The sequence below is a fragment of the Sphingopyxis bauzanensis genome (genome assembly GCF_002205675.1).
In the GTDB taxonomy this organism is placed as follows: domain Bacteria; phylum Pseudomonadota; class Alphaproteobacteria; order Sphingomonadales; family Sphingomonadaceae; genus Sphingopyxis; species Sphingopyxis bauzanensis.
The window spans coordinates 323,117-348,220 of record NZ_NISK01000002.1; the positions used below are offsets into that span (position 1 = coordinate 323,117).

Below are 25,104 nucleotides of genomic sequence, written 5' to 3' on the forward strand. Positions count from 1 at the left end.
CCGTCTTACTGCGGCGAGCCGGTCTTGGTGTCGGTGGTGCGGATCGTGTCGGGCTGCTTAACCTTGTCGTTCCGATACCGATCGACCGCCGCGCCCGCCTTTGCCGCCTCGGTGGACGGAATGGCGGTGTCATATTGCGGGTCGGGATTGACAACCTGCGCGGCCATGGTCTGACGCACCGCATTGCCAAAGGTGGCATCGGTCGGCGTACAACCGCTGGCAAGACCGGCAAGCGCCAGGGCTGTCATCAGGCGACGATCAATATTCATAGCCGGTTCCCTCCTTGGGCGTGCTGGTCGCGCCCGACGCGGCGGGAGCCTTCATCTGTTGCTGGACGCCGGGGATTGCCGGGACGGCATTGTCGGTGCGACCGAGCAGGAACAGGTCCAGCTCGGTCGGATCGCCGACCCGCTCGGTCGGCAGCACCACCTGGTTTGGCTTGATCGGTTGGACCAACCGCGGGGTGACGACGATCAGCAGTTCGGTTTCGCCGCGCTGGAACCCCGAAGAACGGAACAGCGATCCGATGATCGGGATCGACCCGAGCAGCGGCACCTGTTTCACGGTCGTCCGGAAATCCTGACGGATCAGCCCGGCGATTGCAAAGGATTCGCCGTCGCGCAGTTCGAGCGTGGTCGAAGCGCGGCGGGTCTGGAGCCCCGGGATGGTGATGTCGTTCAGGATGATCGAGTTTTGCGGATCGATCGAGCTGACTTCGGGCTCGACAATCATGTTGATGACGCCATCGGCCAAGATCGTGGGCGTAAAGCCCAGGCTGACCCCGAACGGCTTGAATTCGATGGTGATGCTGGCGCCGCCTGCCCCGCCAACGCCACCGCCGCCCTGAACGACCGGGATCGGAAATTCGCCGCCGGCGAGGAAGCTGGCCTTCTCGCCCGACAGCGCGACGAGCGTCGGTTCGGCCAGCGTCTTGGCCAGCCCCTTGTCCTCGAGACTGTCGAGCACGCCCAAAATATCGAGTCCGCCGAGGCTAAAGCTTTTGCGGAAAATTCCGAAACTGTCGGTGATCGACGAAAGGCGCAGCACGCCTTCGCCGGTGCCTGCGCCGGGTGTCAGCGATGCGCCCGCGCCGGTCACACCGTCAAAGCTGCCCGACCCGTTGCGGAAAAAGCCGCTGACGCCGATCTCCTTGCCGGTTTGGCGGCTGATTTCGGAAAAACGCACCTCCAGCATCACCTGCTGGCTCGACCCGATACCCATCATGTTGACGACTTTTTCGCCGGCATAGGTAGTGGCGATCTGCACCGCATTCTGGGCGGCAGCGGCGCTGCTGACGACGCCCGACAGTACGACCGCATCATTCGCGATGCGCGCGCTGATATTTTCGCCCGGCATCAGTTCGCCCAGCTGGCGGCGCAGCGACAGGACATCGGGACCGACGGCAATGTCCATGATCGCCATGACGCGGCCGCCCTTGTCGTAAACGGTCAGGCTGGTCGCCCCCAGTTTTTTGCCGAGGACGTAGATCGAGCGGTCGGAAATCGGCATGATGTCGGCGATTTCTTCGGACCCGATCATCGCGCGGCCGAACGGGCGGTCGAGTGTGACGGTCTGGCTCTTGTTCAGCGGGACGTCGAGCTGACCCGCGCGGACGCCGCCGTCATAGCCCGATTGGGCCTGCGCCGCGGGCATCGCGGTGACAAGCGCCAGCGGCAGCGCGATCGAACAGGCGATCCGGCGCAGCGCAAGGGTGGGGACATCACGAACCATGACGTTTGACCTCGTAAGTTGTCGGGGCGGTGCCGCGGACGATTTCTACCGTCGGACCGGCGGGGCGCGGCGGCGCCGCGGGGGTGGAAGGCCGCGGTGCGGCATAGCGCGGGGCGCCCATCGGCGCCTCGCTGAAAAAGCCGGGTGGCAATCCCGCGAGGCCAGGCGATGCGTTTTGCGCGCGGCGCGATGGCGCCGAGCGCCAGCCGCTGCCCAGATCCTGTTGGGTGACGGTCATATTGGCGCCATCTTCGACACTGGTGACATTGCGCAGCGCGAGCGAGACGGTGCCGACCTCTTGCGCCAGCGCGATCTTTTGCGCGCCGACTGCGTCCACCTCGAGAGTGGCGGTCTTGGCAACCTTGGGATCGGTCGCCTTGTTATCGGCGACCTGGTCGATCGCGATGACGCGAATCTTTTCGAGCACGATGTCGGTCATCTGGTCCTTGTCGTTGGCATCCTGCCCGCCCATTTCCCGGGTCACCAGTACGTCGACGACATCGCCGGGCGACACCATGCCGCCAACGCCCGATACGGCGTCAATGCCAACCGCCACGGCGCGCATGCCGTCGGGCAGCAGCGCCGAGATGCTGGCGCGGCCATCAGCACCGCTGATATTGGAAGCCAATATGGGTTCGCCGACCACTAGCGGCCGTAGCGCGACGCGCGGCCCCTTGGGATTGTTGACGACGCCGATCGAGGTTCTGAAGGCGCCTTCCGGGAGCGACCCCGCGGGCCAGCCAACTAGTTTCGTATTCTGAGCGGTTAGAACGGCGCCAAATTCCAGCGGCTGCGACGCCACGAGAACCTGAACCAATTGGAGCTGTTCCGATTTTCGCTGCTCTCGCTGCTCAACCCCGCGGAAAAAGCTATTAGCTAAGAACACGACGAGCAGCCCTATTACGAGTGCCACCCCTACAACAATTTTGTTTCGCCCCACAAACATAACGCCCCCCCAAAGGTATGAATTGGGAGGCAATGGCGGTTTTCGCCAACGCCCCCCAACCACAAGACAATTATTAGGGGTTCGTCGCAGCAATATCGGCGGTTGCACGATCCATCGCTGCACCGATGGCGGTACCAAGGTTGGTAGCTGCCAAGGCAATGCCGGTGCCTACGATCGCGAGGATCAGGGCATATTCAGCAGCCGAAGCGCCGCTTTCGTCACGCACGAAATTTTTCAAAAAATTCTTCATGATCATTCTCCTTTGATCCGCCAACCGAGAAAGGCGGTTTGCCGGACCAATCCCCCCCATGGAGATGGTCAGACAGTCCTGTGGAAGGAGCAATGGAACCGACGCGACCCGGTGTTTTATCCGGCTAGTGCCGGTTCTACCTGTCAATGCGGCCCCCCACATGGAACGACCATGATTCAACGCCTTTTCGCCCCCCTCGTCAACACAAAATTAACACAATTAAACAAGGCCTTATTGGTTATTTTTTGTTAACCATGATGCGAATAGCCGCAATTTCGGTTTTACTGCCGATCGATTTATGCGTGATTCGCAATGCCGCGTAACAGTCTGTTACCGCGACGGAATTGCTTGACAGATTCGGTTAACAAGGCGGCGGCCTCCTCCGCGTCCCTGCCGCCGCACGCGCCGACGCGCCCCGTCACGGGACAATTCCGCGCGCCAATGCCGGGAACCCGATGGCCGCCAATGATTTATTAACCATGTCGGCTTTACTTATCGGCCATAACAACGAATAGGTGGACAATGGTGGGTACCCGCTTCGACGCAATGAAGACCCGGCTGTTTCGGCAGAGCGTCCGTTTTGTCGCGCCGCTGGAGGACAAATCGCGGCTGCTGCTGCTCGGCTGGACCATCGTCGTCGCCGCTGCCTGCTTGCTCCGCATCGCCTTTCCGGTCACCCCGGCCGCCGGGATTGTCGACGCGCTGATACTGTACGTCCCGCACATGCTGATCCTGACCAGCCCCTTTCTCGCTTATTGGGCCGCCAACGCTCTATTCCCGCGCGGCACCGAATTCGCGCAGCCAGAAATCCGGCTGGCCCGGCTGGGCAGCTGGCGTCCCCTGAACGCCCTGTCGGCGCGCGACCACCCCGCCTTTGGCCCGGTAGGGATCATGGCGTCGCTGTTGATCGGCATGTTGCTGAACGTCCCGATCCGCACCGCGGAATTCATGACCGCGGTCCCCGCGATGACCGGATCGGCACCGCAATGGGGCCAGATGATCTATATGGCGATGGCGACCGACCTGATCGCGATGAACTTTCTCTATACGCTATGTTTCTTCATGGCTCTGCGCCGCCATCCCTTTTTCCCCCGGATGCTGCTACTGACCTGGGGGCTGGACGTGGCATCGCAGGTCCTGGTCGCCAACTATGTCGGCGGCGCGCCATTCCTGCCCGCCAGCGTCGCCGCCTCGATCGCGCCTTTGCTCGATAGCAACCTCAAGAAAGCGGCGATCAGCATCGCGATCTGGCTGCCGTACCTGCTGCTCTCGGAACGGGTAAACGTCACCTACCGCTGGCGCCAGTCGGCCTGACGCCGAAGGTCGGGCCGCAAGCAGAATCCGCCGCCATCATTACCCCAGCTTGGCCACCATCCGGCGCAACCGGCGCAGCGCATTGGCGCCGCCGCGCGTCAGCGGCGAGCGGTCAAACCATTTGAGATCGGCAATATCGCTGCGCGATGATCGCTGCTCGCCGAGCGGCGGCACGGCAAATTCGGTCACGACGTCGGGGTTCGCGCGGCGGTACCAGACATAGGCGGCGTCGATCGGCGGATGGATGCCCTCGTAGTGCAGCTGCTCGAGGTATGCGCTGACGCGCTGCGCGCCTTGCTGCGAAAAGCCCATCATATGCGCACCCTGAATGTCGCTGGCGTGCAGATTGTCAGGCGATGCGGCGGTATAGCCGCCATAGAAGATATCCCATCCCGGCGCGACCTGACGATCCGCCGTCCCCCGAACGAAACTGCAATCATCCTCCAGAATCAGCACGGACTCCTTCGCCGCCACGGCTTCGCGCAAGATCGCCTTCTGGCTCTCATAAACGCCGCGCGCGCCGATCGAGGTAAAATCACCGGTATCGCCCGGACGGATCGCCGCGAAATAGGCAACACGGGGGTCGTCATTGAGACCGACGGCCGCCAGCTCGCGGTCCATTTCGCGGCGGCGATCGGACCTGTAGGTCAGATTGATGACCCGAATGCGGTCGAAATGGTCAAATATTTTCATCGGCTTCCTCCGCGGGAGCTGCGAACAGGATTATCTGATAGCGATCATGGCGGGCAAGGAACGCGCGCGCCAGCCCCGCGTCGCTACCAAAAGCCCGAGCCGAGAACAATGCCGCTGCGACCGCCGGTCAGCTCAGTCCTTGCCGTGGAACCTTTCGCCGAGCACCGCCAGCAACCCTATCCGTTCGCTGGGGACCATCAGATAGTCGCTGAGCGCGAGATCATCCTGAATACCGATCGTGGTGATCGCCTCGATCGCCCGAAATCGCTCCCCCGCGTCGCGCCGGATCCGGAACATCTTGTAATCGGCTTCGCTCAGCGTTCGCTCGATCTGCTGCTGGCGCTCGATCCTGGTCCAATTGTCCGCGGTGTAGGCGGGCAGGATTTCGACGAGCACAAAAGGGCGCTGCTTGCGCAACAGCGGCTTGATCCCCTCGAGGACATCAGCCTCGCCGCCCTCGACATCGATCTTCACGATCGCTACCTCGTCGGGAACCAGCTCCTCGGGCAGCTCCGCGAGCGAGAGAACGACCACGGCTTTGCTTGCCACCTGATTGTCGCGAAAGCCTGCGACTAGACTGGCCGAAGGGTCGGTGTCCTCCTGGCGATAAAATTGGAGTTGCGCCACACCGGCCTTTGAACTGAGCCCCGCTGGAATTAGCGTATAGGTCAACTTGTTCGCACGGATGAGTTCGACGGCATAATCGGCGCAAGCCGGGTTGGGCTCAAAGCCAATGTAGCGCCGCGACGGGTCGGCGGCGGCGACCTTCAACAGCGTCTGGCCAAGGTTCACGCCAACGTCGATGAAGGCGCCCGGCGCGACCTCGAACAGGTGCGCGATCATTTCAGCCATCCAATGCTCGGAAATATAGGTTTTCCGGCCATTAATGATCGGCACGACAAAATTGCGGCCAAAGGCGCGTTCGCGATAGCTGCGATTGAAGAACCCCAGCCGTTTGAGAACAAAATGAGCGGCGCGCTGATGGAGCTTGGGCATGACTGTTCGCTACCACCGCCTGAAATTATTGTCATTCGCCTTATGCACGGCGTCCGCCGGGAGACGCGCGCCATCCATCGCGATCTGATCACAAGAATGTTTGCCCGGTCCAGATCGCCGAGATCTTGCTTTTGGCGGCCAAGCGCCATGGCGTCAGCGTGCCCGAGATTGAGCAGGCGATGATCTAAATCCTGAGCATCATCGCGCAGACAGTCGATAAAATGAACCGGAGGCGGTGGGAATTCTGGCGCCGCTAACGGTGCTTCGACCTTGCCAATTTGCCGTCGTCTCGACAGGGCGCTTCCAGCATGAAAACCGACCTCGATCATCTTCCAGCGAACAAGCAGCGCGAACTCGAGCGTGTGAAGCAGATCATCATCGAGGAGTTCGAAGACGCGCTCGCGCTGGGTACCATGAGTTGGAAGAAGAAGGGCCGGATCGTCAAGATCATCCTCTACGGCAGCTATGGTGCGCCGTGAGGCGCGGGAGGTTATTATGAGTTAGATAACCACCCAAGCATGCTGATTTCCGACCGGCGACTGCGATGTCGCCCCGCTGCAGAGAGTAGCAGTCGGAAGGGGACCGAAAAGCTCGGCCGGGCGTCGCCGGCGGGGTGTCATAAGCAGATCGGTCTTAAATGTAACGGATGCGGCCCATCAGCCGCAGGTCGTGCTACCGCAGTGTCTATGGTGAGGCAACGAAGTGGGTGCTGGACGCCTCTGTATTTACCGTACCTCGCCTCCAAATGTCGTGATGGCGACGGGGGCCTAACGATCTGACGCGGCGGGGTTCATGGCTCCTCGCTGCTGGGCACGCGAAGCGTGCTCGGGAAAGGACGACTCTCTTTGGCCTTTCTTCTGCATCGTCAGGGGTAGAGCTCACCACCTAAGGGCACAAAGGTTGGAAATCGGAACACGGGAACCTGGATCATCTGCCCGGTACGGAACCGGGCTAGCCGCGACGGCCGGAGATGGATGACACCGGGGGCGGAGCTTTCGTAGTAGTCTGAGGGCGGGAAAGCCGCTCACATGGCGAAGGGAAGCAGGAAGACGATAGGCTTGCATGACGGAGGAATGATCTGTGGACACGGATCGTCAGGCTGATGAGGCTTGGATACTCGGCGTTCAGCGCAAACTTTATCAGTGGAGTAAGGCACATCCTGAAGACAGGTGGCGCGACATGTGGGGTTGGATAACCGACCTCCGGACGCTGCACCATGCCTGGCGGCGCGTATCCTCCAACAAGGGAGGGCGCACGGCGGGCGTCGACGGGATGACTGTAGGGCGCATCCGGAAACAGGGGGAACTGCGGTACATCAAAGGGCTACAGGACGAGCTGCGCTCCGGCGCATATCGGCCCAGTCCGGCGAAACGCAAGCTGATCCCGAAAGCCGGAAAACCAGGGCAGTTCCGACCCCTGGGCATACCTACGGTCAAGGATCGCGTCGTTCAAAGCGCGATCAAGACTTTCTTGGAGCCAATCTTCGAGGCGCAGTTCTGGCATGTCTCTTACGGGTTCAGGCCCGGGCGGAGCGCGCATGGCGCCTTGGAGAATATCCGGGCGACCATCCAGCCGCGCAAGCGGGACGCGGATGGTCACCGGACCCGACTGCCATATCCATGGGTCATTGAGGGCGACATCAAGGGCTGCTTCGACAATATCAACCACCATCTCCTGATGGATCGGGTGCGCGCTCGCGTATCGGATCGACGGGTAACGCGGTTGATCGGGCAGTTCCTGAAGGTCGGAGTGATGTCGGAAGAACAGTTCTTCCGCACAAAATCCGGCACGCCTCAAGGCGGGATCATATCACCACTGCTGTCCAACATTGCGCTTAGCGCGATTGAGGAACGGTATGAACGGTGGGTTGAACACCGCACCAAGATCCGGGCCCATCGCCGGTGTGATGGGATGGCGGCGGCGCGCGGGGCGCGGCAGCGAGACGGTAAAGCCGGTCGCTGCGTCTTTTACCCCGTGCGTTATGCCGACGACTTTGTGGTCCTCGTCTCGGGCACGAAGGAAGACGCCATGGCGGAGCAATCCGCTCTGGCAGACCATCTTCGCGAGGCGACAGGCCTTGAACTGTCGGCAGAAAAGACGCGGGTCACCGCGGTTAAGGATGGGTTCGAGTTCCTCGGCTTCCATGTCGGAATGAAGTGGGACAGACGCTACGGCTACAGCCCGCGCGTCGAGATACCTAAATCCAAAGCCGCCGACCTACGTCGCAAGGTCAAACAAAGCACCAGAAACAACAGCTGGTGCAGCTTTGGCGAAAAGCTCCAAGAGATCAACCCAATCCTGCGTGGGTGGGCGAACTACTACCGCTACTGCGCCCGGGCCGGGCGTGTCTTTACCAGCATAGACTGGTATGTCGGCAAACGGCTCTGGATCTGGTTGCGGCGGCAACGTCCCAAAACGCCGGGAGGCGTCATACTGCGAGACCATTATCTTCGCAGTCAACGCCGCCCGACACGTCGGCTCTGGCGCGAGGGTCCCGATGAGCAGTACATGCTCGCGTGGACCTCGGTGCGCCGGTTCCGATATTGTTGGATGGGTCAGCCTGACTTTGCCATGTCTTCCGGAGAGCCGGATGCGTAACGAAAGGCGCATGCCCGGTTCGGGAAAAGGCGATCAGAAACCGACCGCTGAGAGGCGGTACGGCGCTGGTCGCCTATTTTACCGCGCGGCGATTGGGTCGACGAGCCCGAGTATGGCTATCAGTCGGATTATGATCTGCTGATCATCGTCAGCCACGCCAATCTCACCGATATTGCCGAATATTGGTATGTCGCCGAGGATAAGATTCTGCGCGATGCGGAGATCGCGCGGCCCGTCAACATCATCGTCCACACGCTCGAGGAAGTGAACCGCGGGTTGAAGCGCGGCGAATATTTTTGGGTCGACATCGCGCGCGATGGCATCGTCCTTTACGACCTGCCCGGCAGTGAACTGACCACGCCGATGCCGCTGACGGCATCTGATGCCTATGAAATGGCCAGCGGTTATTTTGCGGACTGGTCTGCGAAGGTGAACGATGCGCTCGAGATCGCGGACTTTTGCATCGAGAAGCGAAAGTTTAACGACGCCGCCTTCACGCTGCATCAAGCTGCGGAACGTGCCTACACCTGCTTCCTTCTGGTGCGCAGCCAGTATGTCCCGCGTTCGCATAATCTGAAGTTCTTGCGCTCGCTGGCCGAGGACCGTGACCCGCGGCTCGTCGACGCCTGGCCGCGGGCGACGAAGCTCGACCGCCGGCGCTTCGAACTGGCGAAACGCGCATATGTCGAGGCTCGCTACTCGGCTGCGTACGACATCGGTAGCGACGATCTGCAGGCGATCAAGTCAGCGGTGTCCATGTTGCGCGACACGGTCGAGACGGTGTCGCGCGAATGGCTCGATGGGCTCCGGCAGAAGGCCGACCTCTGATCGCTCAGCAGCTGCTGGCTACAGCGCGTCGAGAAAGGGTAGCCGTCTTTGCGCAGCCGGGCCGTATACAGGTCGAGGCAGTCCCTGAATGGCCCCGCCCGCAATTCGCGGATCGTCCAGCTGCCGTTCAAAAAATCATCCAGCGTCATAGCTTCCTCCTCTGCAATGAGTGCAGAGGAGCAGCGTAAAACTATGCCGAGCCAGTCACCGCAAAGTTGTTGGAAACCAGAGCGTTCGCGCGCCCACTCGGCATAGTGGGCCGCTCGGCATAATCGAAGCATTACCGTATCACCGAACAAGAACGTCTTTGGCTTGGCGGCTGTGTTGAGGAACTGGGTCGCGCCGTTCACGCGATATGCTCCGAACGCATCGCCGAACTTGCAGCGCGCCCGGGCCAGAGTCCGCCTCTCGCTTCCGGCTGATATCCAGGCTGCAACCGCGATGTTGCTGGGCCGGGATGTCCAGCATCCGCCCGATTGCGCTACCTCGTCGCCCGTGAAAAACGCTGAACCCCGCGGAGATGCGTGTGTTTTAGCTCAGATCAAGTATTCCGATTTGCAAGGTTTTGGTCGCTTTGGTGCAAAAGTCTTGTGATTTGGTGTGGGGTTGCACGTAGAATATTGCCCTTGCGGTGGCGCTATGATTCAATCGGTTCGACGAGAAGCCGAGGATTTCGAGATGCCCCCGAAAAAGCCGAAATTGCGCGACGACGACCTGTTCCGGATGCAACTGGTCAACATGATCGACATGGAGCATTCGCTGGTGAAGCTGGCCGGGATGATTGACTGGTCACGCTTCGACGAGGCTTATGGGCGGTTCTACACCAGTAAGGGCCGGCCGGGCCTGCCGACACGATTGATGGCGGGGCTGCACTTGCTCAAGCACATGGAAGGCCTGTCGGACGAGGTGGTGTGCAAGCGCTGGGTGGAGAACCCTTATTTCCAGTATTTTTGCGGCGAGCAGTATTTTTGCCACAGGCTGGTGCTCGATCGTTCGTCGATGACGCGCTGGCGGGGCCGGATCGGTGCTGAGGCGCTGGAACTGCTGCTTGCCGAAACCCTCGCCGTTGCCGTCCGCACGCAAGCGACGAGCGAGCGGGCGATGGAGCGCGTCACGGTGGATACGACGGTGCAGACCAAGGCGGTCGCGCATCCGACCGACAGTCATCTGCTGATGCGCGCGATCGAGCGGCTCAATGCGCTGGCGAAAAAGCACGGCATCAAGCTGCGCCAGTCCTTCATCAGGGTTGGCCGGCAGGCAAAGCGCGATGTGTCGCGCCTCATCCATGGCCGCGGCCACAGCCAAGCAATGCGCTGGGTTCGCAAGCTGAGAACATGGCTTGGCCGCCTTGATCGTGACATCGGCCGGAAGATCGCCGGGGACGAGGTGCTGGAGGCCGCCTTTGCCGATACGCGCCAGAAAGTGACGCGGATCCTGGCGCAGAAGGCCGGTGATGGTCACAAGCTTTATGCCTTCCACGCCCCGGAAGTCGAATGCCTCGCCAAGGGGAAGGCGCGGACCCGATACGAGTTCGGGGTCAAGACCTCGATCGCGGTGACCAATGCGCGCACCGCAGGCGGCCAGTTCATTGTCGGGATGCAGACCCTTCCTGGCAGTCCCTATGACGGCCATACGCTGAGCGGACAGATCGAGCAGGTCGAGCGGCTGACCGGTGTCGCCGTCGAACGCGCCTATGTCGATCGCGGCTATCGCGGGCACCGGCACAACGGCAAGGCCAAGGTCTATATTGCCCATACCCGCGGCATTGCATCACCCACGATCAGGCGGGAGCTGCGGCGACGAAACGCCATCGAACCGATCATCGGTCATACCAAATCCGACGGCTTGCTCGAACGCAATCACCTGGCTGGTGCCGCCGGCGATGCCGTCAACGCCATTCTGGTGGCCGCCGGACACAATATGCGGTTGCTGGTCGCATGGCTGGCGGCGCTTTTGCGTGCCCTGATTACCGCATGGCTCGCCGAGCTCCGATCGCGCCCAGCAACGATTTAAGACCCATGCCCTGCAGAGTGGGGAATCCTACTTGGTCACTGCTGGCACATCGCATTGTTCACAGACGACTACCTCTGGCTCGGCGGATATGGCGTCGACGCTCTATTGACTGAATCTTGCGTAGTGGCGTGCGAGCATTGAAGCATGCGGGGAATGCTGCATGGCACCAGGCCTTGCAGACAAACATCTTAAGAAATATATCAAACACATGTGGTTAGCTTCTTCGATCCGTGCGCGCAGCGGCACGCATCCGCAGAGATGCTCCGCAGCACGCAGGCGCCCGCAGGCATGTACATCCTCAGGAACCGGTCCAGAATCCGCACGCACACGCAAGGGCGCCAGCCACCGTGGCGACCCGCCGCAGATCCATCAAAGATGCGAAACCGATGCCAGCACCTGCCACCCGGCCATACCATCGGTGAAGCCCAGTAGCGCGGTGGCTTCGCGGAACAGGAAAATCAGACCGACAAAAATAGCCAGCATCAGCACGTCCTGGCGGATAAAGCTCAGTCCCAGCGATCGCTGGCGCCAGGTCAGCATGGCGTAGCGTAACGCCTCTGCCAGCACGAACACGACAAGCGCGGCGTTAATCCCGTAATGCGTCAGTACCCAAGGCAGTGCGGCAACGATTACCCCCAGTTTGACGCCATTGCTCAAGGCGACGTTCGCTGGTTTGCCGATGCCCATCATTGTTGCGTCAGCCATCGTTGCCGCAATTCCGAACCACGTGCCGACCAGCAATACGGTCAGGAAAAATCCCGCCGCCCGGTAGCGATCGTCATAGAGCAAGTAGATAAGTTCATCGGCGATCGCGATGCCGAACGCCAGGCTGACCGACACACTCGCCAGAACCAGCAGGCGCATCGGTCCGATCGCGCGTTGCAAGTCACGACCGCGCAGGGCCGAGGCCGAAACGCGCGGAAAGATCAGGAGGCTTCCAAGGCGCTGAAACAGCTGCATGATCGTGTCAGAAAAGGTCCGGGCAATGCCGTAGATGCCGAGCAGGGTGAGCGGGATCGCATCGGCGAAGTAGAGCCGATCGAAGTTCATCGCGAGGAAATAGACCAGCGACGCGAGGAATATCCATTTGCCGAAATGGACGATCGCCCGGACCGCTTCGCGCTCCCATGCCAGCCGGTGCGAGCGCCAGTCGATCAAAAAGAAGCTCGCCACCGCGGGTATCGCGGTACTAACCAGCAGGCCCCAAATGAGCGCCCAGATCGTCGGCATGTATAATGCAAACCCGATCTGGACCAGAGTGCCAAAACCCGCGGAAGCCAGATCGAACAAGGCCAGTTTGCGGACCGCGAGCTGCTTCTGGAGCAGGAAGCGCGCCGGTGATGTAAGCCCGGTGATAATGAAAATCGGAGCGACCGCCGGTAAGAGCAACAGCAGCTCGGGGTTGTCATAGCCATGGGCGATCGGCGCCGTAAGCAGCATTGCCAACACGAACAACAGCAGTCCGCGGACGATCTGGATGGTCCAGGCGGTATTGTAAAAATTCGGTTCGTTGCCGCGGGGATGATTTACGATGCTTTGCCCGACCCCGATGTCGGTGAGCAATTCCCCGCCGGTTCGCAGGGTGTTGATCAACAGCATTGTACCCAGCAAAGCGGGGGCAAGCAGCCAGGCGAGAATGATGTTCGAGCCGAGGCGGAGCGCCTGCTGCGCGACATAGGTCGCGGTCACCCAGCCTGCGGCGCCGAAAATCGCCTGCCGCGGATGTAGAATGCCGCGCACCGCAGCGATCATTCGCGAGCGCGGGCCCAGGCCGGACGCATCCTGTGGCGGGCGGTCATCCACGTGATACACTCGCCTTCTTCGAACCCGTCGCCGCGTGCAGCAGGCCACTCCCTATCGACCGACGGCCCTTAGCAGTGCCGCCGATCAAGGCAAATGACAAACGGATATGCGGTGATAATAGGGATAGGTGAACGAGGGACGGGTATGAGCAGAGGTTTGATCAGCGAAACGGGGTACGAGCCAGCCGCCGAAACGGGCATTGCGCTCCCGGCAAAGGTGCATTCGATTCAGTTGATGCGCGCCATTGCGGCGATGCTCGTGGTGCTATTCCATGTCCACCAGGCGTTTGCGATCCGGTTCACGCCCCCCTTCTTCGCGGTTGAATCCTATCTTTTTGCTTTCGGCGCGGTTGGCGTGCATATTTTCTTCGTCATCAGCGGCTTCATCATGGTGTACACCAATCCGCCTGGCAAAGTCTTTGCGGCAAAGACATTCTTCCGGCGGCGTCTGCTGCGGATCTATCCGATCTACTGGCTCTGCGCGGCGCTTTACGTCGCCGTCCACGTCCTCATCGGACAAGCCTACCACATCGATGCCCGGGAAGCGGCGGGCGCGCTCCTGCTCTTGCCCGGGAACGCATCGAGTATCATCGGCCCGGCGTGGACGCTCGCGTTCGAGATGTATTTCTATCTCTGCTTTGGACTGGCGATGCTGGCCGGCTCCGGCCGGGGCCTGATCATTTTGATCGGCTTTTTCACGATCTCGGTCGCGGCGGGTGCAGTGCTGCCGATCGACCATCCGGTATGGACCCTGGTCACCAGCAGCCTGCTCATCGAGTTTATTGCCGGAGCGACGATCGGATGGCTGCTGGTGGCGGGCAAGTTGCCCAGCCGCGGCGGTCTCACAATCACCATGACCGCAATTATCCTGTTCGGGGCGGGCATCGCGGCAGGATATGAGCGAGTGCCTTCGGTCGTCATGTGGGGCGTCCCCAGTGTGTTGCTGATCCTCGGCCTCGCGATGCACGAAGCCGCGCGGGCGCCCTCGGCGCTCGTTCGCAAGCTCGGCCATTTTGGCGACAGCAGCTACGCTCTGTACCTGATTCACATCCTGTTGGTGACGCTGGCGATCGAGCTAGCCCGCCAGATCCCCTGGCTCGCGGACCAGCCACCCGCACTGATCGCGATTCCCTTCGCGCTTGCCGCCTTGCTGGTCGCCGAATTTCTGCACCACCGCGTCGAGAAGCGCATGTTGGGCTGGCTCACCCCGCGGCGGAAACCGCCTCTGCCGCTGGTGCAGACCGGTCATCCCTGACCGGCTGCGCGACGCCTTGACGCGCTGATCGCCGCGGCGGCTGCTTGCTAGTCATTTTCTCGCGTTCGACCTGGCGAATGATCCCCGCAATAATACCGAGCGAGATCGCAAAGACATATTGCGCATAAAATGTGACGAAGACCCATTCGTACAAGCCGTGCAGCGCGAGCACCAATATGGCGACGCTGGCGCCAAGCACGATTTCCCCGCGCGGGTCCGTTCGGTTTCCAAATGCAAACGCAAGTCCGCGCAGGATCGACCAGATAATAAGCATCACGAAAGTAATCAGCCCGGGCCATCCGGTTTCCGCCGCAATCAGCAGATACATGTTGTGCACCGGTGCCGAGCGACTTTCAAAGTTCCAGATCACCCCCGCTCGTTCGGAGTAACCGCTGACGTTGGCAATCAGGATATACTGGTTCGCTCCCACGCCCATCGGATGATCGGACCACATGGCCTTGGCCGCCGCCTCGAAGGAGATTCGTTCTTCAGTCGAGCCTTCCGAATCCGGACGCACTTCGTAACGATCGCCAAAGCTCGCAATCACCACCGGAGTGACGACAGCGAGAGCCAGAACAGCGAGCCCGGCCATTTTCCATTTGTGCGCGGTCGGCTTGCGCACGATCGACAGGAAAAACAGGATCGCCATGCCAATGCCGACAAAGCCGACCGCGCCGCGCGAAGCGCCGAATGCGACAGCTACCAGCGCGGCGAGCACGCCCAACATGAAGATCTTTCGGCGTTCTCCCGCCAGCAGGAACGCCAGAAGAGGCAAGGTCACAAAATGGAGCATGAGCCCCAGCAGGTTCTGGTGCCCCATTGTACCGGCCGCCTGCGCAGCGCCCGAGAATTTCTGATCGATCGTCACGACCACCTGAAAAATCGCACCGGTGGCCAGCCCCATCGCAAGCCAGCGCAAGGCACCGGTTTGCCCGGCGAAAGACGCTACCGCCATGAACAGGATGACCACGCGCATCAGCTGGAACACGTAAAAGCTTGTGCTCATCGGCACGGTCGAAAAGCCGATCGAAAGCCCGGCGGCGACGAGATAGGCGATGAGCAGCGCCAGAAACGGCAGGCGACGGGCCGGCGCGCGCGAAACGATGACCAGCGCCAGGGCAAGCGAGTCGAGCAGGGTGACAATCAGGCCTTTTGCATAGCCCGACCAAGCTGGCCAAGAAATCAGCGACGCATCGAGGTTGAGAGCGCTGATCGTGAAGGGAAGCACGCCGACTGCGAAATAGGCCCATTTACGCTGCGAGGGCCTTGCCTTCAGCCAAGCGACGGCCAAGGGAATGGCCAACAATATGAAGATAAGTGCAATGATGCGCATGGCGATTGTGCCTTAGCAGCATTCAAGCGCAGCGAAAGGCGCGGACGAGCACGAGCTGCGACACGTCTTCGTCAAGACCGCCCAGCCTATTCGCGGCAGCGGAGCCAATAGCGTCAGTATGTCGTTCCTCTTCATTGCTTCCATGTTCGCTATTGGCACGGTCGGGGCCGTGAAGCATGCAAAATTGCGCCTGCCACCGGACATCGCCGGGCGCCGGAGTTTGCAGCGGGCGCGGCGATCACGGATGAAGGTCCAGGTTCGTCGAATTTCAGTCATACCGTTCATCCAAATGGTCGGCCAAGTCCGGCTCCGAACCTATCCACCCCAAGACCGCCGCGAGACGCGGCGCTAGCGCTCCGCGCCGAAGACGGTCGGCTTCATGGCGACAAGTTTCCGGTCGATCTCGGCCGACCGGGTTACCAGCGACGCCCATTCCGGTCGGCGGCTGGCACCATCACCAAATTCTGAACGGAGGCGGGTCTGGGTGTCGATGACAATGTCGCGGTCGCGCTGCAACATGTCCCACTCCTCGCGAGCAAGCTGGAGGGGGTGTTTGGGTGCCTGCGATGCCAGCAAGGCCGCCTGCTCCATAGCATCACGGCGCACCGCGAGGTCGATGGCGTCACCAACGGTTGCGGGCGCCTTGCCGTCGGCGTCGAGCAGTGGTTTGCCACAATAGCTGGCCGATTTCGCATGATGCCGGATAACATAATTGGCAAAGGCGATCCCATCCTGCGGCGCGAGTTGCTCCCGGATCGTACGCACGGTTTGCATGTCGGTGAGGTTGATGCCGGACAGGGGGATATCCCTTGCCCCGGGCGAACAGCCGCCCAGCAGCACAACAGAAAGCAGAATAACTCGAGCCATGACCAATCCTTCTGGCCTGCGGGATTACCCGATCAATGTTAACAATTCGCGCTACGGCGCCGCAACGCGGCGGATCGGCTATCAAGACCACGCCACCGACCAGGCTAGGCGGACGATCGCGCCCTCGCCGGTTCGCGCCGCTGCTGCATGATGCGGCGCGATATCCGGTGTCCGATCCGCACCATGGGCTTTTCGATCAAGAAATAGGACGCGATCGCCAAGGGAATGAACGCGAAGGCGAGCATCAAGTCCCAACCCTTATAAAGCGTGTCGGCGCCGGTCGCGGCACCTCCCCAATGGGCTGGCGCAAGCGACAATTGCTGCCAGAGATACAGGCTGTAAGAAATCAAGCCCACGCGGGTCAGAAACGGCTGCCGCAGCAGCTTTTGCAGCCATCCCTCATCGCGAGCAAGCAAGGTGCCGAACAGGATCATGGCGACCAGCGCGGGCTGCGCGTGGGCCGCGATCTGTCCGACGACGCGCGGCGCTGCAGGCAAGGATATCAGCACCGCAAGTGCGAGCCAGATATAGCGGGAAGCGACGCGCGCGAAGCGCTGCCGCAAACCGGCGGACAATGCGACCAGCACGCCGACCATGATATAGATGAAGCTGCCGAGCGGTGCGAAGACCAGCGAACCGACGAACAGACCCGCCAGAAGGATGACGGCGGCGCTGATGCGAAAAGCGGCTACGAACGCAAAGATCAGCGGCCACACTAGGTAAAATTGCTCCTCGACCGCGAGACTCCAAGTGTGGGCAAGCCACCATGAACAGGAAAAACCGGCATAGTTGCAGACATAGAGCGCACTGCGCAGCACCGCCCCATTGTCGACGCGCACCAAATCCCATTGCCCCAGCAAATAGATGACAATCACGTAGGTGTAGAAGGCTGGCATGATACGAAAGATGCGCCGGACATAAAAAGCCCGCAGACTGACCCGATCACGCTGGCTTTCCTCCGCGACGAGCAAAGTCGTTATCAGATAGCCGCTGATCATGAAAAAGAAACTGACGCCGAGCGTGCCGAGCGATGACACGATGGCTAGGCTCTTGTCGCCTATCGACAACCCCAGAGAATTGAGCGCGCCGATCGGGTAAACCTCGGGTGCGCGATAGGCAAACAGGTGGCCGATGACGACCATCAGAACGCTGATTCCCCGCCAGCCGTCGATTATCGCGTTGCGCCCGATCGGCTGACGTTGGTCCATCGACCATCTCGATACGCGCCGCCCCGGCCGGGCGCAAGCTGTCACCCGCCATTGCGTGCGCCTGTTTCGCGATGCGATGCAGCCCGACTTGCGGAGGCCGGGTCCACTGCGGCGACGGTCCCCTATCGTGGCAACGGCCAGAAGCCTTTACTTCAAATTAGCGTTTGCGTGGCACCTCCTCCCTCAGGGCCGCGGGGACGATCATCATGTTGCACACAGAATTGCTGAATCAGGAATTTGGCCGTTGTCGGCGCTGCCCGTGGCTTGGCGCCAACGGACCAGCAGCGCTCGCCGCAGACGCCTTGGTCTGTTCGCCTGAGCCACAAATCGCAGCATGATTTTACCATCAAAGGAAAACCTATGCGCCGTCTTGGTCTAGTGTCCGCCTTGGCTCTCGTAACCGCCTCATGCGGCGGCGGCGGGGGTTCGGACAGCAGCAGCTCTGCCCATTCCGTGGTTCTACCGCCAGCGCCAGCGCCCGCACCGACGCCGACCCCGGCGCCCGCAAGTTCCGCAGGATCGGAAAGCACGGCAACGCAGGGCGTTGCCGTGATCGCCAGCAACTTCGATCCGATGCGTGAACTGGTGTCGACGCCGCTGCCCCCATCGGCCGCTCCTGACGTGGTTGGCGCGTTCCGTTTCATCTGCATGCCGGGCCAGCTCAAGAAAGACGACCCCATCGTGTTCCCAGGGCAACCGGGTAGAAGCCATTTGCACCAGTTCTTTGGCAACGATGCTGCCGATGCCTATTCGACCTATACCTCGCTGCGGACCACTGGCAATTCGACCTGTATGTCGCCGGTGAACCGGTCGGCCTATTGGGTGCCCGCGCTGCTCAACGGCAAAGGTCAGGTGGTCCGGCCCGATTATGTGTCAATCTATTACAAGAGGCGCCCATCGTCGGATCCGGTCGTGTCCGATCCGAGCCACCCCCAATATCAGGGAAAAGCAACGACCCTGCCCAATGGCCTAAGATTCATCTTTGGGCGTGACATGCTCAACCTGGCCGATGCGCCGACGGGCAAAATGCACTTCAACTGTGACGGGCCGGTGTCCTTCACGCGCAAGGACTGGAAGAATTTCGAGGAAGCTCAGGATGGCTGCCCGGTCGGCAACCGGATCGGGGTGGTAATGAGCGCGCCCGACTGCTGGGACGGGAAGAACCTCGACAGCGCCGATCACCGCAGCCATTTGTCCTACGGCTCCTATGGCAATTGGGGCTATCTGAAATGTCCAACAACCCACCCCTTTGTGATCCCCTCCTTCGTCATGGGGGTCTGGTATACCCAGGCAGCCGGCGAGACGTACGAATTTGTCTCCGACGCAATGGACACATCGCCGACGCACAAGCGCGGCGATACTTTTCACGCCGATTTCTTCATGGCTTGGGATCCGACGGTGCATGATCTGTGGGAAAAAAACTGCATCGACAAGATGCTGAACTGTTCGGGCGGCGACCTTGGCAACGGCCAGCGGATGAAGCAGAGCTGGGAAGCCAGCTGGACCGCCAGCCCACGTCTTGTGGGCCTATCCGGCAGCTGAGCCGTCCCTTTTACCGCGCAAGCGCGCGCCGAATGCCATTGGCGCGGCAACGCGGCGTCCGTTCGGTTAGCACAAGCGGCGGCGACCGGCAGTTTCTCGTCAAGTTTCGCAGCAGGCTTTAGCTGGATCGGCCTGGCGATCATCCGATCCTATCGACATTCGCTACGAAGCTGCGGTAACGTAAGCCGATGACGGCGTTGAAAAAGCTTCATGATATTGGGTCCGGGCGGCCATCGGATAATAGCGGGCGAACGACTGGCGAAGGCCGATGAAAATGCTAGCGCTGACATGGGTGTTGGCCGCCGCGGCGCTGTCCGGCGATGCACGCGAGGAAAATCTCTCGAGGAATGCCGGCGAAGTAAGACAGGTACCGTCGGGACTGCCGGTGGCCAGTTTGCTTGGTCCCAAACGCATTCCGCCCAGCGCCGCGCCTGATGTTGTCGGCGCCTTTCGCTTCCTGTGCGGTCCGGGGCAGCTAAGCTATGACGACCCCGTCGTTTACCCCGGTCAACCGGGCAAGGCGCACCTGCACCAGTTTTTCGGCAACCTCGGAGCCAATGCTCACTCGACCTATGAGAGCCTGCGCAAGTCCGGCGAAAGCACCTGCCAGAATGAATTAAACCGCTCCGCCTATTGGATGCCAGCCATGCTCGACGGCAAGGGCAATGTGGTTCGCCCCGATTCCGTGTCGATCTATTACAAGCGCCGCCCCGCCAGTGATCCGGCATGCAAGGTTGCGGGCAAGAGCTGCGTCGGCATCCCGCGGGGACTCCGCTTTGTGTTCGGCTGGGATCAAACCCGCCCCAATGAGCCGCAGCCGGAAAACGCCAAGCTGTTCAACTTCAAGTGCGTGAACGTCTGGAAACCGACCACGGCTGCCTTCCCTGACATGGTCGAGCCGATGAAGGTCTGCAAGCCAGGGCAATGGCTGTCGGCCACCATTGCCACCCCGCAATGCTGGAACGGTGTCGATCTCGATTCATCCGACCATCGCAGCCACTTGGCAGACATGGTCCGCGACCGGAACAGCGGGCAGAACGCCTGTCCCGCCTCGCATCCTTACATCATCCCTCAGTTCACCATGGGCGTTGGCTACAGCATCGAAGCGGGCGACGAACCCAGGCTTTGGCAGCTTTCGAGCGATGCCATGCTGCCGCCTGCGCTGCGCCGTCCGGGCGCCAGTTTCCACAGCGATTATTTCGAAGCCTGGGAGGACGACATACGTCTTCGATGGGAAGCGGCATGTCTCAACAAGCTCCTCAATTGTTCGGATGGCGATCTGGGGGACGGCCAGATTCTGTCCCGCGGCAAACATTATCCCCCGCGGCAGGTTTCGCCCCGACTGGTCGCGGTACCCGAAAACGGCGATCCTGCCGCCAATCATCGTCATGCTGCCGACTCCGCTCGCTAGGACGTACTGGGCCACGACAACATCAACGGCGGCCCGAGGATCGCCCTGTCGGGCAAAAGCATTAGCTTTACGGCGCTGCTTGGCACGCTTGGAAACCACATGCGAAGATTGTCACCCGTCATCGCGCCGTCGCATGTGCGGCAGGCGATCGCAGCCGCCAGCAAAAAAGGCTCTGTTGACGAGCAACAGCGCCTTTCTGATTCGCGACGTCATGGGCTGACCGTCGCGAGACAGGATCCTCCCGCACGTCTGGGTGGCAGCGCGGCGAGAGACCTTTCGTCTAGCACCGAGTGGTTAATATTCGGCCAAATGCTTCACCGTAAAAAGGCGGGCGAAGGTCAATTCCTTGCCCGCGGCCAAGGTCACCGAGGACAACCATGACCCACCGGCCGCGAACGCTGCAGCCCGTTGCAGGCCGCGCCGCAGGCGCCGACGGCGACGACAAAGCCAGCGACCCCCGCTCCGGTCGCTAAAAACGGCACAAGGCTTACCGCAGGGATGCCGCGTCTCTTCTCTCATCGGCTGCGCATCGCCGCAGTCGCCGGCAATTCAGGCGGGCTTACCACTGCGCTTGGGACCGCGAGGTGCTCTTACAGACGCTCGTCCGCTCAAATCCAGCCGCCTTCACGCGGCGCTAGTCGTCCGACGGGGCCGCCTGTGCAATCAACCGCATCTCTTCTACCGTCTTGCGCGATTCTGCGATGATCCTGTCAACGCCATCGACGGTGATCGCAAGCCCGCCCTGCTCATTGGTCTCGACATATCCCTTGGCAAGGAGGTACCAGCGGTAGAATTGGAACTGCTCGTCGGTGCAGCCCAGCATTTCCTGGACGTAAAAGCCCGCCACTCCTGCGTTCTCGGCATTCTTGCGACGACTGTCGTAGAGAAAACGCAAGATCCTGGCGTGCGCCGCAGCGTCGCTGACGGCGGACTGCTCGGGCGTGGACGCCTGATTGTCGCGGAACCGCTGCGAATGGCGGTACCGCCCATGTTCGGCATATTGCCCGTCATATTCGGCACGGCGGTCGGGGTCGCGCAGCGCCCGATAAGCCTCGACCACCGCGTTGAACTTGTCGCTATCGGCGGTTTCGCGGCGATCGGGATGGTAGAGTTTTGCGAGGAAGCGGTAGGCGGCCTCAAGCTCGCGGTCGTCGCAGCCCGGATCGACGTGGAGAATGTCATAAAGATCGTTGAATGGCTGGCCTTCACTCATCGCCCGGCGTTCCGATCATAACTGTTTCCCCCCGTCCCGCCACCAGCGGCCGCTCTGCCTCGGCCCCGCCCCCGAGCCGGATCTTCGCACCGTTGCGACCACGGTTCCTCTCATGACCACGGTCTTCTTGTCAAAATAAAGCTGCGCAGTCGGCAGGAGCAGCGCCTCGCTTTAGCCCGGGCTCCTGCCCTTTCCGTTCAGGCTAGACGGCAATCCATACGCCTGTCTTCCCGTCCGCAGCCTCATGGCGGTGCCCGCCAATGTCCACGCATCCTCGAAGCGAAGGCAATGTCGTGTTCAAGTCTGCGGGCGCCGAACCGACATCGGCAGGGCGGTGCGTTAGGCGGAGCTGGCTGACGACGCCGCCATCCTTGTCGCCGCATTGCGGCATTGACCAACAGCGGCTAGCGCTCGGTCGAGCAGCAAGGACGAATGGCCATGCGGGGATGGATCGCAATACTAGCGGCGACGGGGTGTATGCTGACGGCTGCGCCCGGCCTGCCGGCCTATGACCAACCCCCCGTTGCCCTCGACGAAACCCGCAAGCTCGATTTCGATACCCGCATGACGGGGATCAGGCAGCGCCAGAGTGCGTTGCCTTATGGCGACAAGGCCGGACGCATCGCCTTGCTCCGCGAACGGGCAGAGCTCATCGCCGACTATCATGGCGAAGCCAGCATTGCCCATGCGGACGCGCTCCAGCTTTTTGCCTTCGAATTTTATGCAGCGAAACGATGGGCGGAAGACGCCGCGCTTCGCATGCGCGCGCTCGCGATTCGGCGAACGATCCAGGGCGACCGTGCGAGCGATACGCTTTATGTCGCAAGGGCGCTCGCGCATTCGCTTGTCCAGGACGGACGCAAATCCGAGGCCGCGAAGATGCTCGCCGAGGTGCTTGCCGCGTGGGAAGGCGGCGCCGCGCTGACCGACACGGCGGAGCATATTGTGCCGCGCGGCCGCACGGTCGAGGGCAAAGCGCTTGGCATGGCCGCTGCCGCCCATGCGAGGCTCGCGCTTGACGATGCCGAACCAGCAGCCGCTCTATCATCGGCGCGCATCGCCGCGGCCTCATCGCTTGCCTATCGGCGCGGGTTCGGGGTCGGGGTGCTCGACGAGCAGATGGTCGAGCTTGCCGAGAAGGACCCGTCCACCCACACGGGCGAAGAAAGTTTTGCCGAATGGTCGCATCTCTACGCCGACGCGCTGTGGGAGGCCGCTCCGAAAGGCCCGACCGCGAGCAGCGACGCGTTGCTCATTCTTCAGGATATCATGGCGGGTCGCACGTCGCGCGCGCTGGCGCGCGCAGCCGCCAAGCGGGCAGCGGCCGCGTCCGGGTCGGCGGCGCTTGCTGCTGATCGCGATGCCAAAGCCGCCGAGCTCAGCGCGCTGTTTGCCCGCAGCGAAGGCATGAAAAGCGGAAGCGAAGCCGACAACGCGCTCTGGCAGCAGATTGGCGTCGCGAATAGCGCGTTGGAGACCATCGATGCCCGGCTCGCAGCGGCGACGCCGGGCTATGCCGAGCTGGTCAAACCGGCGCTGCTCGACGAAGCGGGTGCAAAGGCCTTGCTGGCAGCCGACGAGGCCTTTTTGATGATCGTGCCGACGAGCCGCGGCACGCACAGTCTGATCGTGACGCGCGAGGGCATCAACTGGCACCGATCGGGCCTGACCGAGACCGAACTCGCCGGGCACGTCCGCCGCCTGTTGTGGGATGTCGGCGCCAATATCGACGTGACCCCCGAGGAAGATGCGCGATGGTCCGCCGAGGGCGAGGGCGATTTTCCCTTCGATCGCGGCACGGCGTATCGCCTTTATGCAGAACTGATCGCACCGGTGCGGTCGGCACTTGCGGGTAAGCGTCATCTGTTTACCTCGGCCACGGGCTCGATTTCCTCGCTGCCGCTCGGCATCCTGGTCACCGAGACACCGGTCGGCAGTGACGGCGACCCGGCCTCATTGCGCGCGACCCCTTGGTTTGCCGATACGACCGCGATCGTGCAGCTGCCCTCGCTGCAATCGCTGCAGCTTCTCCGTGCAGTGGCTGGCCGGGACAGCCGGCGTGGCGAGACCAGCATGATCGGCTTCGGCGATCCGAGCCTCGACGGCGTCGCCGCAACGCGCGGGGTCGAAGGGCGCGCCCGCCCAGTGCGCGGCGGCCCCGGGCCGTCCGCCCTCAATATGTGGCAGACATCGAGCGACGCGGGTCGGCTTGCCGATCCTGCCGCCTTGCGCCGCCTCGCGCGGCTGCCGGGGACCGAAAAAGAACTGAAGGCGATGGCGGCGCTGTTGGGATCGGGCAATGCGCAGCTGTTCCTTGGCGATGCTGCGACCGAGGCCAATCTGAAAACGGCTGACCTCGCTTCGCATTCGGTGCTGTTCCTTGCCACCCACGGGCTTGTTGCGGGCGAGCTCGGCGATAACGGTGAGCCGGGGCTGGTCTTTACCCCACCGACAATCGCCAGCCAGGCCGACGACGGCTTGCTGACGGCCAGCGAGGTGGCGGCCCTCAATATCGCTGCCGGGTGGGTCATCCTGTCGGCGTGCAACACCGCCGCCGGCGATGGCCGCGCCGGTGCCCCCGGCCTTTCGGGGCTCGCGCGCGCCTTTTTCTTTGCGGGGTCCGAGAGCCTGCTCGCTTCGCACTGGCCGGTGCGCGACGATGTCGCGACCGTGCTCACCGTGCGACTTTTCGAGGTTCTGGAGGCCAGTCCGCAACTGTCGCGCGCCGAGGCGCTGCAGCGCGTAGCGCGGGAGATACGCGATGATCCGCGCGATGATGCCTACCTTAAAAGCTGGTCACATCCGAGCGCGTGGGCGCCCTTTTCGCTGATCGGGGATGCTGGCATCAACGCCAATGAGGCGAGCAGGAACTAGCTGCGACGGCGTGACCCGTCAGCCTACCATGCGGATAGCCTACCCTGATTCAGCCCGTGCACCTCGATGCTCGGTCTCACCCCTGGCGCCGCTTCTGCGGAGCGCTGCACGATATCTTAACGCGCAGCATGCAATTGACCTTGCAGCCCCGCCTCTATGCGACCCAGGGAGGCGGGGCGACCAGGCGCTCGGCGAATCGCCCGCCATGACCGAGGTCTGCCCGCCCCCCG

At 61.8% G+C, this 25,104-nt stretch carries 19 protein-coding genes and 1 pseudogene; 9 read left to right on the forward strand and 11 right to left on the reverse strand.

Annotated features, from left to right (window positions below):
- Window positions 1–5: 5 nt before the first annotated feature.
- From CDQ92_RS08140 to CDQ92_RS08155, 4 genes are all read right to left on the reverse strand, one after another.
- Window positions 6–269, reverse strand: coding sequence for a hypothetical protein (locus CDQ92_RS08140; protein ID WP_088440902.1), 264 nt, complete (start codon window positions 267–269; stop codon window positions 6–8).
- The gene (locus CDQ92_RS08145) at window positions 259–1,731 is read right to left on the reverse strand and encodes a type II and III secretion system protein family protein (protein ID WP_308423594.1); all 1,473 of its coding nucleotides are present in this window, start codon (window positions 1,729–1,731) and stop codon (window positions 259–261) included. The genes CDQ92_RS08140 and CDQ92_RS08145 overlap by 11 nt, the downstream gene beginning before the upstream one ends.
- The gene (cpaB, locus tag CDQ92_RS08150; RefSeq protein ID WP_088440903.1) at window positions 1,721–2,677 is read right to left on the reverse strand and encodes a Flp pilus assembly protein CpaB; all 957 of its coding nucleotides are present in this window, start codon (window positions 2,675–2,677) and stop codon (window positions 1,721–1,723) included. The genes CDQ92_RS08145 and cpaB overlap by 11 nt, the downstream gene beginning before the upstream one ends.
- A 73-nt stretch (window positions 2,678–2,750) precedes the next feature.
- Window positions 2,751–2,927, reverse strand: a complete 177-nt coding sequence (locus CDQ92_RS08155; protein WP_088441477.1) for a Flp family type IVb pilin — start codon at window positions 2,925–2,927, stop codon at window positions 2,751–2,753.
- A 522-nt stretch (window positions 2,928–3,449) separates the two neighbouring features.
- Between CDQ92_RS08155 and CDQ92_RS08160 the strand changes: the two genes are divergently transcribed.
- Entirely contained in the window at window positions 3,450–4,241 is a 792-nt protein-coding gene (locus CDQ92_RS08160) for a DUF2569 family protein (RefSeq protein ID WP_088440904.1), read from the forward strand.
- Between the two features lie 39 nt (window positions 4,242–4,280).
- On the opposite strand, the gene CDQ92_RS08165 is transcribed toward CDQ92_RS08160, so the two are convergent.
- Both CDQ92_RS08165 and CDQ92_RS08170 read right to left on the reverse strand, forming a co-directional pair.
- Window positions 4,281–4,934 (reverse strand): glycosyltransferase family 25 protein, encoded by a 654-nt coding sequence (locus tag CDQ92_RS08165; protein ID WP_088440905.1) that lies wholly within the window; start codon window positions 4,932–4,934, stop codon window positions 4,281–4,283.
- A gap of 132 nt (window positions 4,935–5,066) precedes the next feature.
- Window positions 5,067–5,930 (reverse strand): FkbM family methyltransferase, encoded by an 864-nt coding sequence (locus CDQ92_RS08170; RefSeq protein WP_088440906.1) that lies wholly within the window; start codon window positions 5,928–5,930, stop codon window positions 5,067–5,069.
- Between the two features lie 308 nt (window positions 5,931–6,238).
- Between CDQ92_RS08170 and CDQ92_RS20780 the strand changes: the two are divergent.
- The 4 genes and pseudogenes from CDQ92_RS20780 to CDQ92_RS08185 form a co-directional block, all read left to right on the forward strand.
- Window positions 6,239–6,397, forward strand: a pseudogene (locus CDQ92_RS20780) (nucleotidyltransferase); the annotation flags it as partial.
- A 613-nt stretch (window positions 6,398–7,010) separates the two neighbouring features.
- Complete coding sequence (gene ltrA / locus CDQ92_RS08175; RefSeq protein ID WP_088440907.1) at window positions 7,011–8,528, forward strand: group II intron reverse transcriptase/maturase; 1,518 nt, start codon at window positions 7,011–7,013, stop codon at window positions 8,526–8,528.
- Between the two features lie 264 nt (window positions 8,529–8,792).
- Window positions 8,793–9,356, forward strand: coding sequence for a HEPN domain-containing protein (locus tag CDQ92_RS08180; RefSeq protein ID WP_237246118.1), 564 nt, complete (start codon window positions 8,793–8,795; stop codon window positions 9,354–9,356).
- Window positions 9,357–10,034: 678 nt separating this feature from the next.
- The gene (locus CDQ92_RS08185) at window positions 10,035–11,369 is read left to right on the forward strand and encodes an IS5 family transposase (RefSeq protein WP_088441478.1); all 1,335 of its coding nucleotides are present in this window, start codon (window positions 10,035–10,037) and stop codon (window positions 11,367–11,369) included.
- A 369-nt stretch (window positions 11,370–11,738) separates the two neighbouring features.
- On the opposite strand, the gene CDQ92_RS08190 is transcribed toward CDQ92_RS08185, so the two are convergent.
- Complete coding sequence (locus CDQ92_RS08190) at window positions 11,739–13,172, reverse strand: oligosaccharide flippase family protein (RefSeq protein ID WP_144035720.1); 1,434 nt, start codon at window positions 13,170–13,172, stop codon at window positions 11,739–11,741.
- Between the two features lie 144 nt (window positions 13,173–13,316).
- Between CDQ92_RS08190 and CDQ92_RS08195 the strand changes: the two genes are divergently transcribed.
- Window positions 13,317–14,426, forward strand: a complete 1,110-nt coding sequence (locus CDQ92_RS08195) for an acyltransferase family protein (protein WP_158213800.1) — start codon at window positions 13,317–13,319, stop codon at window positions 14,424–14,426.
- On the opposite strand, the gene CDQ92_RS08200 is transcribed toward CDQ92_RS08195, so the two are convergent.
- The 3 genes from CDQ92_RS08200 to CDQ92_RS08215 form a co-directional block, all read right to left on the reverse strand.
- Window positions 14,374–15,759 carry an O-antigen ligase family protein gene (locus tag CDQ92_RS08200; RefSeq protein ID WP_088440911.1) on the reverse strand — a complete coding sequence of 462 codons (1,386 nt, stop codon included), beginning with the start codon at window positions 15,757–15,759 and terminating at the stop codon, window positions 14,374–14,376. The two genes, CDQ92_RS08195 and CDQ92_RS08200, sit on opposite strands and share 53 nt — an antisense overlap.
- A 348-nt stretch (window positions 15,760–16,107) precedes the next feature.
- Window positions 16,108–16,626 (reverse strand): hypothetical protein, encoded by a 519-nt coding sequence (locus CDQ92_RS08210; protein ID WP_144035721.1) that lies wholly within the window; start codon window positions 16,624–16,626, stop codon window positions 16,108–16,110.
- Between the two features lie 104 nt (window positions 16,627–16,730).
- Window positions 16,731–17,834, reverse strand: coding sequence for an acyltransferase family protein (locus CDQ92_RS08215; protein ID WP_088440914.1), 1,104 nt, complete (start codon window positions 17,832–17,834; stop codon window positions 16,731–16,733).
- Between the two features lie 549 nt (window positions 17,835–18,383).
- Here CDQ92_RS08215 and CDQ92_RS08220 point away from each other — a divergent pair.
- Both CDQ92_RS08220 and CDQ92_RS08225 read left to right on the forward strand, forming a co-directional pair.
- Entirely contained in the window at window positions 18,384–19,376 is a 993-nt protein-coding gene (locus CDQ92_RS08220) for a DUF1996 domain-containing protein (protein ID WP_158213801.1), read from the forward strand.
- Window positions 19,377–19,671: 295 nt separating this feature from the next.
- Window positions 19,672–20,787, forward strand: coding sequence for a DUF1996 domain-containing protein (locus CDQ92_RS08225; protein WP_158213802.1), 1,116 nt, complete (start codon window positions 19,672–19,674; stop codon window positions 20,785–20,787).
- 634 nt (window positions 20,788–21,421) lie between these two features.
- Here the strand turns inward: CDQ92_RS08225 and CDQ92_RS08230 are convergent.
- A complete protein-coding gene (locus tag CDQ92_RS08230) occupies window positions 21,422–22,000 on the reverse strand; it encodes a J domain-containing protein (protein ID WP_088440917.1) in 579 nt (192 codons plus the stop codon).
- 477 nt (window positions 22,001–22,477) lie between these two features.
- Here CDQ92_RS08230 and CDQ92_RS08235 point away from each other — a divergent pair, with 477 nt between their 5' ends.
- Window positions 22,478–24,874 carry a CHAT domain-containing protein gene (locus CDQ92_RS08235; RefSeq protein WP_158213803.1) on the forward strand — a complete coding sequence of 799 codons (2,397 nt, stop codon included), beginning with the start codon at window positions 22,478–22,480 and terminating at the stop codon, window positions 24,872–24,874.
- Window positions 24,875–25,104 lie beyond the last annotated feature (230 nt).

Coding starts and splice junctions, on each gene's coding strand:
- CDQ92_RS08165 (WP_088440905.1), bottom strand. CDS start 4,934: ATGAAAATATTTGACCATTTCGACCGCATTCGGGTCATCAATCTGACC.
- CDQ92_RS08140 (WP_088440902.1), bottom strand. CDS start 269: ATGAATATTGATCGTCGCCTGATGACAGCCCTGGCGCTTGCCGGTCTT.
- CDQ92_RS08215 (WP_088440914.1), bottom strand. CDS start 17,834: ATGGACCAACGTCAGCCGATCGGGCGCAACGCGATAATCGACGGCTGG.
- CDQ92_RS08155 (WP_088441477.1), bottom strand. CDS start 2,927: ATGAAGAATTTTTTGAAAAATTTCGTGCGTGACGAAAGCGGCGCTTCG.
- CDQ92_RS08235 (WP_158213803.1), top strand. CDS start 22,478: ATGCTGACGGCTGCGCCCGGCCTGCCGGCCTATGACCAACCCCCCGTT.
- CDQ92_RS08210 (WP_144035721.1), bottom strand. CDS start 16,626: ATGGCTCGAGTTATTCTGCTTTCTGTTGTGCTGCTGGGCGGCTGTTCG.
- CDQ92_RS08230 (WP_088440917.1), bottom strand. CDS start 22,000: ATGAGTGAAGGCCAGCCATTCAACGATCTTTATGACATTCTCCACGTC.
- CDQ92_RS08145 (WP_308423594.1), bottom strand. CDS start 1,731: ATGGTTCGTGATGTCCCCACCCTTGCGCTGCGCCGGATCGCCTGTTCG.
- CDQ92_RS08170 (WP_088440906.1), bottom strand. CDS start 5,930: ATGCCCAAGCTCCATCAGCGCGCCGCTCATTTTGTTCTCAAACGGCTG.
- CDQ92_RS08160 (WP_088440904.1), top strand. CDS start 3,450: ATGGTGGGTACCCGCTTCGACGCAATGAAGACCCGGCTGTTTCGGCAG.
- cpaB (WP_088440903.1), bottom strand. CDS start 2,677: ATGTTTGTGGGGCGAAACAAAATTGTTGTAGGGGTGGCACTCGTAATA.
- CDQ92_RS08200 (WP_088440911.1), bottom strand. CDS start 15,759: ATGCGCATCATTGCACTTATCTTCATATTGTTGGCCATTCCCTTGGCC.
- CDQ92_RS08195 (WP_158213800.1), top strand. CDS start 13,317: ATGAGCAGAGGTTTGATCAGCGAAACGGGGTACGAGCCAGCCGCCGAA.
- CDQ92_RS08185 (WP_088441478.1), top strand. CDS start 10,035: ATGCCCCCGAAAAAGCCGAAATTGCGCGACGACGACCTGTTCCGGATG.